Genomic DNA, 17,134 nt, shown 5'->3' on the forward strand with positions numbered 1-17,134 from the left:
TCGGTGACGGCCGGGCTGCTGCTGGCAGCCGGCGCCGGTCGGCGGTACGGCCGGCCCAAGGCGCTCGTCGAACTGGACGGGGAGCCGCTGGTGTGGCGCGGGATCAGGCTGCTGCGCGCTGGCGGTTGCACACCGGTGCACGTGGTGCTCGGTGCGGGCGCCGACGATCTGCCCGAGTTGCCCGGAGCGGTGCCGGTGCGCCACGACCGTTGGCGGGACGGGCTGGGCTCGTCGCTGCGCCGGGGCCTGGCCTCGCTGCCCGCCACGGTGCCGGCGGCCGTGGTCGTCCTGGTCGACCAGCCACTGCTCAGCCCTGTCGCGGTGCGCCGGGTGCGAGCCGCGCACGGCGCGGGTGCGGCGGTCGCGGTGGCCACCTACGCAGGTCGACCCGGTCACCCGGTGGTGCTGGACCGCTCGACCTGGGCGCTGCTCGACGTCTATGCGGTCGGCGACCGGGGCGCCCGCGACCTCCTGCGTGCCCGCCCGGACCTGGTCGTCGAGGTGCCCTGCGACGACGCCGGTTCACCGGCCGACGTGGACACCCCGGCTGACCTGCCAGCACGATGAATCGCTGTGGTGTCGGCGGCCGATGCCGTCGCCTGGTGCCGGGTGGTTGACCAGACCGCGCCCGCGACGACAGCACCGCGGTGGTGCCTTCCGACCCCGGTCGGCTACGCGGCCACGGGCGCACGTCAACCGCTGCCAGTCGTTTTCCCAGCAAGTCTCAGCACAGTCGGTGGTAGAGGTTGCGGCGCGGGGCACGTACGGGTCGAGCCACTCAGGCGGCAGGAAGTCGGGCCGACCGTCGTGGGCGATCCGGACCGTCCACTCACCTCGGTGGACGAGCCGGTGATGGTGACCGCAGAGGAGAACGGCGTTGTGCAGCGCGGTCGGCCCGCCGTCGACCCAGTGCCGGACGTGGTGGCCGTCGCACCAGCGCGGTGGCCGATCGCAGCCGGGGAAGGCGCAGCCGCCGTCGCGGAGCACGAGAGCGCGGCGCAGCGGACCGGTGAACAGCCGCCGCTGGCGTCCGACGTCCAGAATCTGGCTGTCACCGCCGAGGATGGCCGGCAGCACGGCGGCGTCGCAGGCGAGGCGGCGTACCGCACCCGGTGTGAGACGCGCCCCGGTGTCCAGGGTTCCGGCGCGCACGCCGTCGAGCAGCGTCTCCAGCCCCACGGTGACGACGAGCTGCGGTCGGTCACCGCCGTTGTCCGGCAGCCGGCCACCGCGCAGAGCCAGCCGGCAGACCTCGCCGAGAGCGTCCGCGCGACGCTGCCCCGGACTCCGGTCGTCGTGCAGGCCGTTCGGCGCGCACAGCGGGTCGATGGCCTCACGCACCAGCGCGGCGGTCTCGGCGTCGAGTGAGCCGGTGAGTTTGACCTGCCCGTCCCGCTGATCGGAGAGGGTGACGTGCCGGCGGGCCTCGGCGCGCTCGGTGGCGCGTTCGAGCGCTGTCAGCTCGGCCTGATCCGCGAGGTCGGGCGCCACGTGCGCGAGCACGCGGTCGCCGAGGCGGCGCAGGGTGGCCGGATCGAAACGGTCGGCCCAGGTCAGCAGCGTCTGGGTGGCCTTGTCGGCCACCTCCGGACCCGCCTCGGCAGGCAGGGCGGCGACCGTCTCCGCCACCACCTGACCCTGCTCGACCGTGATCAGGCCGGTGAGCATGGCGTTGCGCACGGTAGGTGGCGCGGCATCGATGCTTGCGGCCAGCTCGACCAGCTGGCGGGCGGAGCGCGCCGACAGACGCAGACGCTGCCGCAACCAGACGGCGGTGGACGAGGCGCCCTGGGCGACCGCGACCCCGCGCGCGTCCAGCTCGCGCACCAGCCCGAGCTGGATGGTGGCCAGCCGCTGCGTCACCCGGTGCGTGGTGTCCAGCCAGGCGAGCAAATCCTCCTCGGACAACGCCCACATCGCGACGTCGGCACAGTCGTCGACATCAGCGTTCAGCTGCGTCAACGAACGATCCATGACAGCAGATTAGAACAGCCGTACGACAACTTTCTTCTGCCCGCCCACGCTCACGAACGGGGTGGCCCGCTCGGCGAAGAGCGCAAGGATGCCTCGCCGGAACGGTTCGCGGGCGAGAGCGTCGCGTAGCAGGCCGGCGTAGCCGACCGCCACGGTGTCGTAGCAGCGCCGGGTGTCGTCGAGCCAGCCGGGAACGCGCATGGGCCGCACAGTGATCCCGATTCTCGCCGGCGGCGTCAGGGTATGAGCCGGTCGAGCAGGTCGAACCGCTCGTACGGCTGGTTGTGGTCGCCGAAGTGCCCGTCGTCGCGCACGATCTGGGTGCCGCCGAGCCGCTCGAACATGGCGCGTCCCTGCCGGTCGTCGCAGCCGTACGGATCCTCGCGGGAGTTGACGAAGTAGATGTCCCGCACGTGCGACCGGATCGCCGGCCAGTCGTACTCCTGCTGGAGGACCGGTTCTTCCGTGGTGTTGGGTCGGGTGCTGTAGCCGGCGACCAGGATTGCCTGGGCGACTGTCACATCGACATGCTCCAGGAGGGCCAGGAGGAGGGCCGCGCCGCCGGAGTGGCCAACCAGGACCGTGTCCTCGTCGAAGGTGTGTCTGTTCAGCACCGTGGGCAGGAACGTGGCGATCGGCTCGACGTTGATGCCCGGGTGGTGCGGCCTCTCGACGACGTAGCCCCGGGCGGCGAGCCGCTCGGCCAGCCAGGGGTACCAGCACACGTCCGGGTTGCCGCCGGTGCCGTGAAAGATGATCGCCCTGCGTCCCATTGTTCCCCTCTCGGATCGACGCGTCGATCAAACTACGTCACCCGCCTGAGCGTGCCGACACACGTTAGGCGGTGTCGGATCGCCCTCGTGCGCCAACGGGCAGGGTGCACCCGGAGCATCGGCGACAGCTCTTCCGAAGCGGTCAGAGGCTGCCGCCGATGCCCGCACGTCTCACGCCACCGGCGTGACGGTCCCGGTCGCCTCGGCAGCGTGCTGGTGGGCGCGGATCAGCTCGGCGTAGCGCAGGCCGCTCGCCTTCACCGTCCGACGCTGGGTGGCGTAGTCGACGTGCACCAGGCCGAAGCGCTTGTCGTAGCCGTACGCCCACTCGAAGTTGTCCAACAGCGACCACACGAAGTAGCCGTCCAGCGGCACGCCCCGGGCCACCGCCGACGCGCAGGCCGCCAGGTGCTGCTCCAGGTGATCGGTGCGTTCCTTGTCCTGCACCGTGCCGTCCGCCGTGACCTCGTCCGGCCAGGCCGAGCCGCTCTCCGTGACGATGATCCGGCCCGGCCGGTACGCCTCGTTCACCTCGACCAGCAGCCGCTCCAGGCCCGCCGGGTACATCTCCCAGCCCATGGCCGTCTCCACCGAGCCGGGCACCGGCACCTGCCGGGCGTACGGCGGCGGCCCGCTCGGGTCGTCGGCCACGACCTGCCGGAAGTAGTAGTTCACCCCGAGGAAGTCGGTGGGCGTGGCGATCACCGTCAGGTCGTCGCCCCGCACCGGCGGCTCGACCCCGTAGGTGGCGATCATGTCGGCGGGGTAGCCGCGCCCGTGGATCGGGTCGAGCCACCAGCGGTTGACGTGCCCGTCCGCCCGGCGGGCCGCCGCGACGTCCTCGGGCCGGTCGGTCGCCGCCTCGATCGGGCTGAGGTTGAGCACCAGCCCCACCGAGGCCGGCCGGGTGGCGTTGGCGCGTACCGCCTGGGTGGCCAGGCCGTGCCCGAGCAGCACGTGGTGCGAGGTGTGCACCGCGCGGGTCAGGTCCCGCTCGCCGGGGGCCATCTTCCCGTCCAGGTGACCGATCCAGGCCACGCAGAGCGGCTCGTTGACGGTGCACCAGTCGGCCACCCGGTCGCCGAGGCGGGCGGCGACCACCGCCGCGTAGTCGGCGAACGCCTCGGCGGTGGCGCGCTGCGGCCAGCCGCCCCGGTCCTGAAGCACCTGCGGCAGGTCCCAGTGGTAGAGCGTCACGAACGGCCTGATCCCGTCGGCGAGCAGCGTGTCGACCAGCCGGTCGTAGAAGTCCAACCCGGCGGGGTTGACCCGCCCGACACCGTCGGGCATCACCCGGGGCCAGGCCACCGAGAAACGGTACGCGTCGACGCCGAGCCGGCGCAGCAGCGCCAGGTCCTCCGGCCACCGGTGGTAGTGGTCGCAGGCCACCGCGCCGGTGTCGCCGTTGTCGACGGTGCCGGGGGTCGCCGAGAAGGTGTCCCAGATGGACGGCGCCCGGCCGTCGACGTCGACGGCCCCCTCGATCTGGTACGCCGCCGTGGCGACACCCCAGAGAAAGTCGGGCGGCAGCTTGGACAGGTCCGGCACGGGTCGGTTCTCCTCTGGGTGTGTGTGGGTCACTTGACCGCGCCGGCGGTCAGGCCGGCGACGAAATAGCGCTGGAGGGCAAGGAAACCGGCGACGACCGGGATGCTGACCACCAGCGAGGCGGCCATGATCTGGTTCCAGTAGACGTTGAACTGGGTGGAGTAGCCCTGCAGGCCGACGGCCAGGGTGCGGCTGCCCTCGTCGGTCATCACCGAGGCGAACAGCACCTCGCCCCAGGCGGTCATGAACGCGTACACGGTGACCGCGACCACGCCGGGCACGGCGGCCGGGAGGATGACCCGGAACAGGATGCGCAGCGGCCCGGCCCCGTCGACCTGGGCGGCCTCGTCCAGCCCTCGGGGGATCGAGTCGAAGTAGCCGACGAGCATCCAGATCGAGAACGGCAGCGAGAAGGTCAGGTAGGTGATCACCAGGCCGGTGCGGCTGGCGTACAACTCGATGCCGGTGGCGTTGCCCAGGTTGACGTAGATGAGGAACAGCGGCAGGAGGAACAGGATGCCGGGAAACATCTGGGTGGACAGCACCGTCACCGAGAACACCCCCCGGCCGCGGAACCGGTACCGGCTCACCGCGAACGCCGCGAAGATCGCCACCGTCACCGAGCAGACCGCCGCGACGGTCGACACCACCAGGCTGTTCACCAGGTAGCGGGCCAGCGGCACGGTGCTCCACATGTCCACGAACGGTTGCAGGGTGGGCCGGCTGGGCCACCAGGTGAAGCCGTTCTGCACGTCCTGCAACGGCTTCGCCGCGGAGGTCACCATCACGTAGAGCGGGAGGACGACGAAGAGGGTGAGCAGGGTCAGCACGATGCGCCGACCCCAGCGCTCACCGGCGGTCTCACGCATGGTCGTCCCTCCGACGGTTGGTGATCAACAGGTACGCGGCCGAGACGACCAGCAGGAACAGCAGCAGCGCCACCGACATCGCCGAGCCGGAGCCGAAGTCCCAGGTCTTGAAGGAGCTGCGGTAGATGTGGATGGAGATCAGGTCGGCCTGCTCCGGCGCGGAGCCGCCGAAGAGCACGTACGGGGTGTTGAAGTCGTTGAACGTCCACAGGAACAGCACCAGCAGCAGCACCAGGTTCACCGGCCGCAGCATCGGCAGGGTGACCGAGCGCAGCCGACGCCAGAATCCGGCGCCGTCGATCGCGGCGGCCTCGTACAGCTCGCCGGGCACGTTCTGCAGGCCGGCCATCAGGCAGAGGAACGCGAACGGCCAGTTGCGCCACACCGACACCACTAGCAGGGACCAGAAACTGTTGTCGCCGATCAGCCAGAACGGCCGCTCGTCGAGCAGCCCGAGCTGGTCGACGAGGACGTGGTTGACCAGGCCGGTGTCGCGCTGCAGCAGGAAGCTCCAGGTGATCACCGCGGCGTAGACCGGCAACGCGTACGGAGTGAGGAAGAGCGCCCGCAGGATCGCCCGCCCCCGGAACGGCTTCTGCAGCACGACCGCCGCCGCGATGCCGAGCAGCCAGGCGAACCCGACCGAGAGCACGCTGTAGGCCAGGGTGACCCAGAACGAGTGCAGCAGATCCTTGCCGGCGGCGCTGTTGAGGTCGAGCGTCGCCCGGTAGTTCTCCAGCCCGACGAAGGGCGCGGTGGACCAGTCGCGGATGTGGAACTGGGTCAGCTCCAGAAGGCTCATCCAGACCCCGACCACCATCGGGATCACGTGGATGGCGAGTTCCAGCACCACGGCCGGGGCGAGCAGCAGGTACGGCAGGAGCGAGCGGCGGGGGCCGCGGGGCCGGCGGGCCGGTCGCCGGGCCGGTGACCCGGCCCGGGGTTCGCGCCGGTCGGCGTCCGGCGCGGTGGTGCTGGTTGCCATCGGGGTCCTCTCGGAGGCGGTGGCCGTGGCCGGGCTCAGCGCCCGACCACGACCACCGGTGACGCCTGGGTCAGCGCATCTTCTGCTGTGCGTCGGTCAGCTTGGCCTTCACCGACGCCTCGGTGACCGGCTTGCCGCTGGCCGCGTCCGCGAACAGCTCCTTCATGGCGGTGCCGACCAGGGTCTCGAAGGTGCTCTCCTCGGGCACCTGCGGCAGCGGGGCCGCGGTGGTGACCAGGGTCTCCTGGATGGTCTTCTGCTCGGTGGCGCTGAACGCCGGGTCACTGCCCGCGGTCTTCACCGCCGGCAGCGAGCCGTACGTGCGGTTGAGGATCGTCTGTTCCTCGTCGCTGGTCATGAACTTCACGAAGCTCAGCGACGCGTCCTTGTTCTTGGTGTGCTTGAAGACCGCCATGTTGATGCCGGCGACCATGCTGTTGACCTTCTTGCCGCCGGCCGGCGGGCTGGCCAGGAACGGCACCGGGGCCACCCCGTACGCGTCGGCCGGCATGTTCTGCGTCTTCAGGTTCGAGCCGGCGGACTGCCACAGCAGCATGGCGGCCTTGCCGTTGGCGAAGTCGGAGACCGACTGGTTCTGCGCGTACTCGGCGTTGCTCGGGTTGGTGATCTTGTCGGCCGCCACGAAGTCGATGTAGCGCTTGATCGCGGCGACGTTCTGCGGGGTGTCGAAGGTCGGCTTGCCGGCCGAGTCGAACCACTCACCGCCGTACTGCTGGCTGAAGGTGAAGGCGTGGTGGGCGTTCTCCGACGGGTTGGCCCCCTCGATCGCCAGGCCCCACTTGCCGCCGGTGCTCAGCTTCTTGCCGTACTCGGCGAGCTGCTCCCAGGTGGTCGGCGGTGCGGTGATCCCGGCGTCGGCGAACGCCTTCTTGTTGTAGTACAGGCTGTACGCCATGCTGTAGAGCGGCACGGCGGCCGACGGCTTGCCGGGGGCTCCGGCGGCGGCGAGCGCGGCGGGCACGATCCTGTCCTTGCCGCCCACGGCCTGCAGGGTGGCGTCGTCGAACTCGACGAGCGCGCCGGTCGCCTGCAGCGAGGCCGACCAGGTGTTGCCGATGTTCACCACGTCCGGGCCCTTGCCGGAGGCGGCGGCGGCGAGCAGCCGGTTGAGCAGGTCCGACCAGGGGACGACCTCGACGTTGACCTTGATGCCGGTCTGCTTCTCGAACTTGTCCAGCTCCGGCTGGAGGATGGTCTTGTCGGCCTCCAGGCTGGCGCCCTGGTTGCTGGCCCAGTAGGTGAGGGTCTTGCTCGATCCGGCGGAGTCGTCGCTGGAGCCGCCGCCGCAGGCGGTCAGCGAGGCGGCAGCCAGTACGGCGGCGGTGAATATCCCGAGGTGTCGTCTCGACACGGTCAGCCCTTCCGGTACGTGGTGGGGGTCCACCGACCTCCGTCGTCGATAGGGGTGTGGCGACGGGGGCCGGCTTCGGACGGGGTTCGGGTGCGCCGTCGGAGGGTCCGCCGGCGTTTCCCGGGAGTTACATCACGGCTTAATGAATGTCGTCATTAAAGTAGCTGTCCAGTGGGTCGTCAAGCACGGGGCGGTTACAGTCGCCCGAACGACCGACGGGATCGAGGTGCCGAGTGGAGCTGGCGCGAGCCACCAACCGGAGCGTCCGGCTGCGCAACAGGTCCGCCCTGCTGACGAAGCTGTTCCTCGATGCCCCGCTCACCCGGCAGGATCTGGTGCGCAGCACCGGGCTGAGCCAGCCGGCGGTGAGCAACGTGGTGGCCGACCTGATCGACGAGGGGCTGGTGGCCGAGGCGGGTGCCGCCGAGTCCGACGGTGGCCGGCCCAGCATGCTGCTGCGGGTCGCACCCCGCTTCGCCTTCGTCATCGGTGTGGACGTGGGCGAGACCCGGGTGCGGGTCGAGCTGTTCGACTTCGCGATGACCCTGCTGGCCAGTGTCGAGTTCCCGCTCGACCCGGCCCGCACCGAGCCGGACGTGGTGGCCGGGCACGTGCTGGCCGGCATCGACGCGGTGACCAGCCAGGCGGGGGTGGTTGCCGCCGACGTGCTCGGTGTCGGCATCGGTGTCTCCGGCGTGGTGGAGCAGGGCAGCCATGCCGTGGTGCACGCGCAGGCCCTGGGCTGGGACCGGGTGCCGCTGGAGCGCCTGATCGGGGCCGGCACCGACCTGCCGCTGCACATCGACAACGGTGCGAAGACCCTCGGCCAGGCCGAGATGTGGTTCGGCGCCGGCCGGGGCGCGCGGCACGCGGTCTTCGCGCTGGTCGGCTCCGGTGTCGGTGCGGCCGTGGTGACCAACGGCGCCACCTACCGGGGCGCGTCCAGCAGCGCGGGGGAGTGGGGGCACACCACCCTGGTGTACGGCGGCCGGGCCTGCCGCTGCGGCGCCCGCGGCTGTCTGGAGGCGTACGTGGGCGCGGAGGCGATCATCGACCGCTACCGGGAGGCGCGTCGAGGCCGAGCCGTGCCAGGCGAGGACGAGGAGTCGCAACTCGCCGCCCTGGTCGCCGCCGCCGCGACCTCGACCACCGCTCGTCGCGTGCTGGACGAGACCGCCGGCTACCTCGGCGCGGGGGTGGCCAACCTGATCAACCTGTTCAACCCGGAGCGGGTGGTGCTCGGGGGTTGGGCCGCCATGGCGCTGGGCGAGCTGCTACCGGCGGTGCGTGAGGCCGCTGGTCGGCAGGCGTTGCGCCAGCCGTACGAGCAGGCGTCGATCGAGCTGTGTCGGCTCGGCGTGGACGCGGTGGCGTTGGGTGCGGCCACGCTGCCGATCGCCCGGTTCCTCACCGAAGGCGGCGTACGTCGCTGAGGGCAAAACGCCCAGAACAAACCTTCGGGATAAATAACAGTGTTATAGATCGATGTCTTGACGCCGTCGCAACCGCGCCGCAACACTCCTACGAGAGCGCTCTCCATCCCGCGGCGTCGCATCGGCGGCACCACCCACGGCACCACGGGCGAGCCCGACCCCACCCGCGCGTCGTCCGTAACCCCCTATCGACAGGCGATGTCATGACATCTCGTGCTACATCCGTACGCCCGCGTCCCCGGCGTGCCCTCCGGCACCTGCTCCTCGGGCTGACCGTTGCCCTGGTCGCGGCCCTCACCCCGACCGCCGCTCCGACACCGGCGCAGGCCGCCCCCACCCTGCTCTCCCAGGGCCGCCCAGCCACCGCCTCGTCCACCGAGAACGCCGGCACGCCCGCGACCGCCGCCGTCGACGGCAACACCGGCACCCGGTGGGCCAGCGCGTTCAGCGACCCCCAGTGGCTCCAGGTCGACCTGGGCGCCCGAGCCACCCTCAGCCAGGTGACCCTGCAGTGGGAGGGTGCCTACGCCCGCGCCTTCCAGCTCCAGACCTCCGACGACGGAACCACCTGGACCTCCGTCTACAGCACCACCGCCGGCACCGGCGGCACGCAGACCCTCGCCGTCACCGGAGCCGGCCGGTACGTCCGGATGTACGGCACCGCTCGGGCCACCGGCTACGGCTACTCGCTCTGGGAGTTCCAGGTCTACGGCGAGGCCGGCGGCACCACACCCACCTGCGGCAGCGCCAACGCCGCGCTGAACCAGCCGGCCACCGCCTCGTCCACCGAGAACGCCGGCACGCCCGCGTCCGCGGCCGTCGACGGCAACACCGGCACCCGCTGGGCCAGCGCCGCCAGCGACCCCCAGTGGCTGCGCGTCGACCTCGGCAGCACCCGGTCGATCTGCCGGGTGGCGCTCACCTGGGAGGCCGCGTACGCCCGGGCCTTCCAGCTCCAGACCTCGGCCGACGGCAGCACCTGGACCACCATCTACTCGACCACCACCGGCGCCGGCGGCACGCAGAGCCTCACCGTCACCGGCAGCGGCCGTTACCTGCGGGTGTACGGCACCGCCCGGGGCACCGCCTACGGCTACTCGCTGTGGGAGCTGACGGTCAACACGACCGGCGGAACCAGCGAGCCGCCCGTCGACCCGACCGACCCGCGCAACCCGAACCTCGGGCCGAACACCTTCGTCTTCGACCCGGGCACCCCCACCGCGACCATCCAGAGTCGACTGAACACCCTCTTCACCCAGCAGGAGACCAACCAGTTCGGCCCGCAGCGCTACGCGGTGCTGTTCAAGCCGGGCACCTACACCGCCGACGTCAACCTCGGCTTCTTCACCCAGGTCGCCGGCCTCGGCATGAGCCCGGACGACGTCAACCTCAACGGGCACGTCCGGGTGGAGGCGACCTGGTTCGGCGGCAACGCCACCCAGAACTTCTGGCGGGCCGCGGAGAACCTCTCGGTCACCCTGCCGGCCGGGGTGAGTGTCGAGCGCTGGGCCGTGTCCCAGGCCGCGCCGTACCGGCGGATGCACCTGCGCGGCGCGCAGAACCAGATCCAGCTGTGGAACGGCGGCGACGGTTGGTCCAGTGGTGGTCTGATGGCCGACACCCGCGTCGACGGACTGGTCGTCTCCGGCTCGCAGCAGCAGTGGTACTCCCGCAACAGCGAGTTCGGCAACGGCTGGACCGGCTCGGTGTGGAACATGGTCTTCCAGGGCGTGACCGGCGCGCCGCCGCCGCACTTCCCCAACCCGTCGCACACCGTCATCGCCCAGACCCCGCAGGTGCGCGAGAAGCCCTTCCTGTACGTCGACGGCACCGGTGAGTACCGGGTCTTCGTGCCGGCGCTGCGCAGCAACTCCACGGGCACCAGCTGGTACAACAAGACCCCTGCCGGCTCGTCGATCTCGCTGTCGCAGTTCTTCGTCGTCCAGCCCGGCACCGGCGCGGCCACCATCAACGCCGCCCTCGCGCAGGGCAAGCACCTGCTGTTCACCCCGGGCGTGCACCGCGTCACCGAGCCGATCCAGGTCAACCGGGCCGACACGGTCATCCTCGGCCTCGGCCTGGCAACCATCCAGGCCGACAACGGCAGCGTGGGCATGCGGGTGGCCGACGTGGACGGCGTGAAGGTGGCCGGCCTCATGTTCGAGGCCGGCACGACCAATTCACCGGTGCTCATGGAGGTCGGTCCGGCCGGCTCGTCGGCGACCCACGCCGCGAACCCGACCTCGCTGCACGACGTGTTCTTCCGCATCGGCGGGCCGCACGTCGGCAAGGCCACCAACACGCTGACCGTCAACAGCGACAACGTGATCGGCGACCACATGTGGCTGTGGCGGGCCGACCACGCCGCCGACGGCGTGCCCACCGGATGGACGCTGAACACCGCCGACACCGGGCTGACCGTCAACGGCGACGACGTCACCATGTACGGCCTCTTCGTCGAGCACTACCAGAAGTACCAGACCGTCTGGAACGGCAACGGCGGGCGGACGTACTTCTACCAGAACGAGATGCCCTACGACCCGCCCAACCAGGGCGCCTGGACGAACGGCGCGACCCGCGGGTACGCGGCGTACAAGGTCGCCGACTCGGTCACCAGCCACCAGGCGTTCGGGCTCGGCAGCTACTGCTACTTCAACGTCAACCCGGCCGTCGTCGCCGACCGGGCCATCGAGGCGCCCACCAACCCGAACGTGCGGTTCACCAACATGGTCACCGTCTCGCTCGGCGGCGTCGGCACCATCAACCGGGTGATCAACAACGCCGGCGGCACGGCCAACGCGGCCAACCAGCAGGTGTACCTGACCACCTACCCCTGACCGGGGCGCCCGCGCCGGTCCGGTCGCGCCGTCGACCGGGCCGGTCGGGGCGCACCGTGGACCGGGCCGGCCGGGTCCCGCCGAAGACCCGGTCGGCCCGGTCGCGCCTCACCGTGCCAGCGCCTCGGCCGCCGCCCGTTCGCCGGCTCGCACCGCACCCTCCAGGTAGCCGGCCCAGTGGGTGGCCGTCTCGGTGCCCGCCCAATACACCCGCCCCACCCCGGCGCGCAGCCTCGGGCCGTACGTGCTCCAGGTTCCCGGGGTGAGCGAGCCGCAGAAGCACCCGCGGGTCCACGGATCGGCCGACCAGTCGTACTCGACCACCTCCATCGGAGTCCGGGCCCGTGGCCCGACCAGTGCGGCGAACGCGTCCAGCACGCGCCGCCGACGTCCGGCCGGGGACGTCGCGCGCAGCGTGGCCGCGTCCGCGCCGTAGCTGAACCCGGTCAGTACCCCGCACGCCGAGGTCGGGGTGCTGTTGTCCACCGTCTCGGTGAGCGGTCCGGCGCTGCTGGTGGCCACACCGGAGAGCCCGTCGTCGCGCCAGAACGGCTCCGGGTAGACGGCGTGCACCTTCAGCGCCGACCCCATCGGCATCCGCTGGGTCAGTCCGTCGCGCAGCGGCGGCAGCGGCGGGTCGTACCGGATCCGGCCGGCCAGTGCCGGCGCCAGCGCGACCACCACCGCATCGCCGTCGACGCGGCCCGTGTCGGTGCGCACCGTGACCCCGTCCGCGTCCTGCCCGATCGCGCGCACCGGCTCGGCCAACCGCAGCGTCCCCGGCGGTAGCGCGGACGCCATCCGCTCGGCCAGCGCGGGTGGCCCACCCACGATCCGGTCCTGCTGCGCGCCGCCGGCCATCCCCAACAGGACCGCGGTGCCGCCGCCGCTGCGCAGGTAGAACAGCAACTGGAGCAGGGAGATCTCGTCCGCTCCGGTGGCCAGCAGACCACCGGCGAGCAGCCGACCGAGGTAGTCGCCGGTGTCGGGGTCCCCGGCCGTCGTCCGCAGCCAACCGCCGAGGATCGTCCGGTCCCACTGGGCGGCCTCCGGCGCCCGCCAGGGTGCGGCCGGGTCCAGCCGTGCGGCGTACTCGTCGAGCAGGCCGAGCACCCGACCGGCCGGCGCCGGCGGCGCGGCCCGCCGCTGGCCGGCCCAGAGCAGGGTGGACGCGCCGACCGCCGCCGACGCGAAGGTGGCCAGCCCGTGCTCGGCGACCAGCGCGTACATCCGGTCCTGGGTCGGGCCGATCCACTGCGCGCCCAGGTCGAGTTGGGTGCCGTCGGGCAGCCAGCGGGTCAGCACCCGACCGCCCACCCGGTCGCGGGCCTCCAGCACCCGCACGTGCGCACCGGCGCGGGTCAGCGCCAGCGCGGCGGCGAGCCCGGAGAATCCGGCGCCGACCACCACCACCCGGCTGCCGTCGGTCACCCCGAGGTCTACCCGCCGCGTGCGCGTGTATGACTCCCGGCGTTCCCGGTGCTGATCGCGTTCCGGCTGTACGGGGTGCACAACACCATGTGTCGCGTCCTTTGCTCTGGTTCAATCCACGCAACATTCGACGTCGCTCACCGTTGCGTGTGATGAAGCAGAGCAAAGGCGGCGATGCCCACCTGGGAGCCCGGCAGCCACCGGGTCCGCGGCACGCCTGGACGACCACCACGTGCGCCGCGCCGTTCGCCGCCCTCCGCACCGCCCGCGCGTTTGTCGGCGGACCGGGCCGGGAACCCGAGGCACCCGCCGACCGCGGCGTTCCCGCGGCCGCAGGAACGGATGGAGTAGGCCATGACGCGCCGTGCGACGGCCGCCCGCACCGTGCCCGACCTGGCCACCCTGACGCTCGGTGTCGAGGAGGAGTTCCTGCTGCTCGACCCGGACAGCGAGCGGAACCTGCCGGTGGCCGACCGGGTGCTGGCCGCGCTGCACGGCCCGGCCCGGGAGCAGAGCCGGCAGGAGTTCCGGCACAGCATGGTCGAGATGGTCACCCCGGTCTGCGCCGACCTCGCCGAGCTGCGCGCGCAGCTGGTGGCGTTGCGCCGCGCCGCCGCCGAGGCCGCCACGGCTGCCGGGGCCCGGCTGGTGGCCGTCGGCGCCACCCCGGTGGCCGAGCCGCACCGGACGGTGCCCGACAAACCGCGCTACCACGCCATGTCCCGCCGGTACGGGCCGGTGGCGCACGACCCGGCGGTCTGCGGCTGTCACGTGCACGTCGGGCTGCCCGACCGCGAACTGGCCGTGCAGGTCTGCAACCACCTGCGGGTGTGGCTGCCGGTGGTGCAGGCGATCACCACCAACTCACCCCTGCACGACGGGCGGGACACCGGTCACGCCAGCTGGCGGTCGATGCAGTTGGAACGCTGGCCCAGTATCGGCCCGACACCGTACTTCGACTGCGCCGCCGACTACGACCGCACGGTCGACGAGCTGATCGCCGCCGGCATCATGCTGGACGCCGCGATGGTCTACTGGTACGCCCGGCCGTCGTCGGCGTACCCGACGGTGGAGGTGCGGGTGGGTGACGTCTGCGCGGACGTGGACGACTCCGTGCTGGTCGCCGCGCTGGTCCGGGCGTTGGTCGGCACCCTCGCCGACGACGTGCGCGCCGGCGTGGCCGCTCCGGACACCCGCGACTGTCTGATCGCCGCGGCGCACTGGCGGGCCGCCCACGACGGCCTCGACGGCGAGCTGATCGACCTGCGCGCCGGCGGCGCCCGGCCAGCCTGGGAGCTGGTCGACGATCTGCTGTCGGTGGTCGCTCCGGCTCTCCTTCGGCACGGCGACCTGGGGTACGTGGTGGCCCAGCTGGCCCGGCTGCGCCGCGACGGCACCGGCGCGACCCGGCAGCGTCGGGTGCTGGAGCGTACCGGTGACCTGCGCGAGGTCCTCGACGACCTGGCTGACCGCACGACCGCGGGGTGACCGGCGCTCAGCGGATGCCGTGCGACTGGAGCCAGAGCTCCAACAGCCCGAGCTGCCACAGCTTGTTGCTGCCGGCCGCCGCCGCGGCCCGGTCCGGTTCGGCCAGCAGTCGGGCCACGTACTCCGGGCGGAACAGACCTCTCTCGCGCGCGGCCGGCGCCTGCAACGCCTCGGCGACCAGCTCGCGCACCGGCCCGTCCACGTTGCGCAGCGCCGGCACCGGGAAGTAGCCCTTGGGCCGGTCGATCACCTCGGCCGGCAGCACCTCCCGGGCGACCTCCTTCAGCACCCCCTTGCCGCCCAGGGCCACCTTGTGCTCGGGGGGACAGTGGGCAGCCAGGGTGACCAGGTCCTGGTCGAGGAACGGGGTACGCACCTCCAGGCCCCACGCCATGCTCATGTTGTCCACGCGCTTGACCGGATCGTCGGGCAGCATCAGGTGGGTGTCCAGGCGCAGCACCGCGTCCAGAGCGGTCTGCGCCCCGGGCGCGGCGAGGTGCGCGGCGAGCAACTCCCGGCTGGCGTCGTGGTCCAGCGCGTACGCCGGGCCGACGATGCCGCGCAGCTCGTCGTGGTCCCGGTCGAAGAACGCGGCGGCGAACGTCTCGCCCGCGCCGTGCCGGGACGCCTCGACGAGCGGCTGGTGGTAGCCGTAGCCGGCGAACACCTCGTCGGCGCCCTGCCCGGACTGGGCCACCTTCACGTGCCGGGCCACCTGCTCGCAGAGCAGGTGGAAGGCGACCACGTCGTGGCTGCCCATCGGCTCGGCCATGGCCAGCACGGCACGCCGCAGGGCGGGCACCAGGTCGTCGTCGGCGAGCCGGATCCGCTGGTGGTCGGTGTCGTACGCGGTGGCCACCAGGTCGGAGTAGTGGAACTCGTCGCCGGTCTCGTCACCGCGGCTCTCGAAGCCGATGCTGAACGTCCGCAGGTGCTGCTGGCCGGCCTCGGCGAGCAGCGCCACGATGAGGCTGGAATCCAGACCGCCGGAGAGCAGCACACCGACCGGAACGTCGGCGACCAGCCGTCGGCGTACGGCGGTGCGGAGCGCCTCCCCGACGGCGGCCCGCCACCCGGCGGCGTCCATCCCGGTGTCGGCGGGTTCCCGCACGTAGTCCGGACGCCAGTACACCTCCTCCCGGCTGCTGCCGTCGGCCTCGATCACCCGCAGGGTGGCCGGCGGCAGCTTGCGCACGCCGCGCAGCACGGTCCGCGGCGCGGGCACGATGGAGTGCCACGACAGGTAGTGGTGCAGCGCCACCGGGTCGATGCTGGTGTCCACGTCGCCGGCGCGCAGCAGGGCCGGCAGGGTGGAGGCGAACCGGAGCCGCCCCGGGGTCTCGGCGAGGTACAGCGGCTTGATGCCGAGCCGGTCGCGGGCCAGCACCAGCCGGCGCCGGGCCCGGTCGACCAGCCCGATCGCGAACATGCCGACCAGGTGGTCGACGAAGCGCTCACCCCAGTGCGCGTACGCCACCAGGATCACCTCGGTGTCGCTGGTGGACCCGAAGGAGTACCCCGCGTTGTGCAGCTCCTCGCGCAGCTCGGGATAGTTGTAGACGCAGCCGTTGAAGACCAGCGCGAGGCCCAGGTCGTCGCGGACCATGGGCTGCCCGCCCGCGTCGGACAGGTCGATGATGGTCAGCCGACGATGCCCGAGGGTCACCCAGCCGTCCGCGAACAGCCCCTCGCCGTCCGGGCCTCGGGACCGCATCTCCTCGGTCATCCGGGTGACAGCCGCGGCGTCGGGTTGACCGCCGTCGAACCGCGCCTCCCCGCTGATTCCGCACATCAGCGGCGACCATCGCTCGGACGGGACCGCAGAAGCACCACACCCTCCTGATCCCGAACGCTTGTCGAGGTCGGTCCCGCGCCGGGCGGCTCGGCTACCCGCCGGGGCGGGGCGCAAACGTCCCCACCAGCGCCGCGCCCCTGGCGGGCGGACGGATCCCGGCCCGACGTGTCAGTCGAGCAGGGTGCGCAGGATGCGGGTGAACTGCTCGCGGTCGGCCGGGGCCAGGTGGCCGAAGAAGCGGTCGGCCTCGACGCGCCGGGCCGCCCGGATGGCGGCGCTGATCCGCGTACCCTCGTCGGTCAACGCGACCAGGGTGGCACGGCGGTCGGCCGGGTCGGGCCGGCGCTCGACGAGCCCCCGGGCCTGGAGGTCGTCGACGACCTCGGTGGCCGAGCGGGGCGCGATGTGCAGGTGCTCGGCGAGCGTGCCGGGGCGCACCAGGCCGTGGCGGGCCAGCACGCCGAGCGCCCGGGACTGGCTCGGGGTGACGTCCCACGGCTCCAGCGACTCCCGCGCCTGCCGGCGTAGCCGGGCGGCGACCGCCCAGAACGTCTCGGCAAGGCTCTCGTCGTCGCCGTCCGCCGTGCGCTCCATCACGGGGAATACGGTAGCAGGAGATGCGGTTGTTG

The 17,134-nt window shown here is 72.1% G+C and carries 14 protein-coding genes; 4 read left to right on the top strand and 10 right to left on the bottom strand.

The window, feature by feature from the left end:
• Nucleotides 1–3: 3 nt before the first annotated feature.
• On the top strand, nucleotides 4–567 hold the full coding sequence (locus ACLJN9_RS00630) for an NTP transferase domain-containing protein (RefSeq protein ID WP_410808969.1): 564 nt from the start codon (nucleotides 4–6) through the stop codon (nucleotides 565–567).
• Here the strand turns inward: ACLJN9_RS00630 and ACLJN9_RS00635 are convergent.
• From ACLJN9_RS00635 to ACLJN9_RS00665, 7 genes are all read right to left on the bottom strand, one after another.
• Nucleotides 523–1,974 carry a DUF222 domain-containing protein gene (locus tag ACLJN9_RS00635; RefSeq protein ID WP_410808970.1) on the bottom strand — a complete coding sequence of 484 codons (1,452 nt, stop codon included), beginning with the start codon at nucleotides 1,972–1,974 and terminating at the stop codon, nucleotides 523–525. The genes ACLJN9_RS00630 and ACLJN9_RS00635 overlap by 45 nt on opposite strands.
• 9 nt (nucleotides 1,975–1,983) lie before the next feature.
• Nucleotides 1,984–2,175: a hypothetical protein gene (locus ACLJN9_RS00640; protein WP_410808971.1), complete on the bottom strand. Its 192-nt coding sequence runs from the start codon at nucleotides 2,173–2,175 to the stop codon at nucleotides 1,984–1,986.
• A 35-nt stretch (nucleotides 2,176–2,210) separates the two neighbouring features.
• Nucleotides 2,211–2,747: an RBBP9/YdeN family alpha/beta hydrolase gene (locus ACLJN9_RS00645; RefSeq protein WP_410808972.1), complete on the bottom strand. Its 537-nt coding sequence runs from the start codon at nucleotides 2,745–2,747 to the stop codon at nucleotides 2,211–2,213.
• A 171-nt stretch (nucleotides 2,748–2,918) separates the two neighbouring features.
• Nucleotides 2,919–4,295, bottom strand: coding sequence for a GH1 family beta-glucosidase (locus ACLJN9_RS00650; protein WP_410808973.1), 1,377 nt, complete (start codon nucleotides 4,293–4,295; stop codon nucleotides 2,919–2,921).
• A 29-nt stretch (nucleotides 4,296–4,324) separates the two neighbouring features.
• Nucleotides 4,325–5,164, bottom strand: a complete 840-nt coding sequence (locus ACLJN9_RS00655; RefSeq protein ID WP_410808974.1) for a carbohydrate ABC transporter permease — start codon at nucleotides 5,162–5,164, stop codon at nucleotides 4,325–4,327.
• Nucleotides 5,157–6,149: a carbohydrate ABC transporter permease gene (locus tag ACLJN9_RS00660; RefSeq protein WP_410808975.1), complete on the bottom strand. Its 993-nt coding sequence runs from the start codon at nucleotides 6,147–6,149 to the stop codon at nucleotides 5,157–5,159. The genes ACLJN9_RS00655 and ACLJN9_RS00660 overlap by 8 nt, the downstream gene beginning before the upstream one ends.
• A gap of 70 nt (nucleotides 6,150–6,219) precedes the next feature.
• Nucleotides 6,220–7,521 (bottom strand): ABC transporter substrate-binding protein, encoded by a 1,302-nt coding sequence (locus ACLJN9_RS00665; protein WP_410808976.1) that lies wholly within the window; start codon nucleotides 7,519–7,521, stop codon nucleotides 6,220–6,222.
• Between the two features lie 233 nt (nucleotides 7,522–7,754).
• Between ACLJN9_RS00665 and ACLJN9_RS00670 the strand changes: the two genes are divergently transcribed.
• Together ACLJN9_RS00670 and ACLJN9_RS00675 are read left to right on the top strand one after the other, a co-directional pair.
• Complete coding sequence (locus ACLJN9_RS00670) at nucleotides 7,755–8,954, top strand: ROK family protein (RefSeq protein ID WP_410808977.1); 1,200 nt, start codon at nucleotides 7,755–7,757, stop codon at nucleotides 8,952–8,954.
• Nucleotides 8,955–9,157: 203 nt separating this feature from the next.
• Nucleotides 9,158–11,791: a discoidin domain-containing protein gene (locus tag ACLJN9_RS00675; protein WP_410808978.1), complete on the top strand. Its 2,634-nt coding sequence runs from the start codon at nucleotides 9,158–9,160 to the stop codon at nucleotides 11,789–11,791.
• 108 nt (nucleotides 11,792–11,899) lie between these two features.
• On the opposite strand, the gene ACLJN9_RS00680 is transcribed toward ACLJN9_RS00675, so the two are convergent.
• Nucleotides 11,900–13,303 carry a flavin monoamine oxidase family protein gene (locus ACLJN9_RS00680; protein WP_410808979.1) on the bottom strand — a complete coding sequence of 468 codons (1,404 nt, stop codon included), beginning with the start codon at nucleotides 13,301–13,303 and terminating at the stop codon, nucleotides 11,900–11,902.
• 273 nt (nucleotides 13,304–13,576) lie between these two features.
• Here ACLJN9_RS00680 and ACLJN9_RS00685 point away from each other — a divergent pair, with 273 nt between their 5' ends.
• The gene (locus ACLJN9_RS00685; RefSeq protein WP_410808980.1) at nucleotides 13,577–14,710 is read left to right on the top strand and encodes a glutamate--cysteine ligase; all 1,134 of its coding nucleotides are present in this window, start codon (nucleotides 13,577–13,579) and stop codon (nucleotides 14,708–14,710) included.
• 7 nt (nucleotides 14,711–14,717) lie between these two features.
• Here the strand turns inward: ACLJN9_RS00685 and ACLJN9_RS00690 are convergent, their stop codons facing one another.
• The gene (locus ACLJN9_RS00690; RefSeq protein ID WP_410808981.1) at nucleotides 14,718–16,502 is read right to left on the bottom strand and encodes an N-acetylglutaminylglutamine amidotransferase; all 1,785 of its coding nucleotides are present in this window, start codon (nucleotides 16,500–16,502) and stop codon (nucleotides 14,718–14,720) included.
• A gap of 171 nt (nucleotides 16,503–16,673) precedes the next feature.
• Nucleotides 16,674–17,099, bottom strand: coding sequence for a MarR family winged helix-turn-helix transcriptional regulator (locus ACLJN9_RS00695; RefSeq protein WP_410809512.1), 426 nt, complete (start codon nucleotides 17,097–17,099; stop codon nucleotides 16,674–16,676).
• Nucleotides 17,100–17,134 lie beyond the last annotated feature (35 nt).

The organism is Micromonospora sp. 067-2 (assembly GCF_046549295.1).
Taxonomy (GTDB): Bacteria; Actinomycetota; Actinomycetes; order Mycobacteriales; family Micromonosporaceae; genus Micromonospora.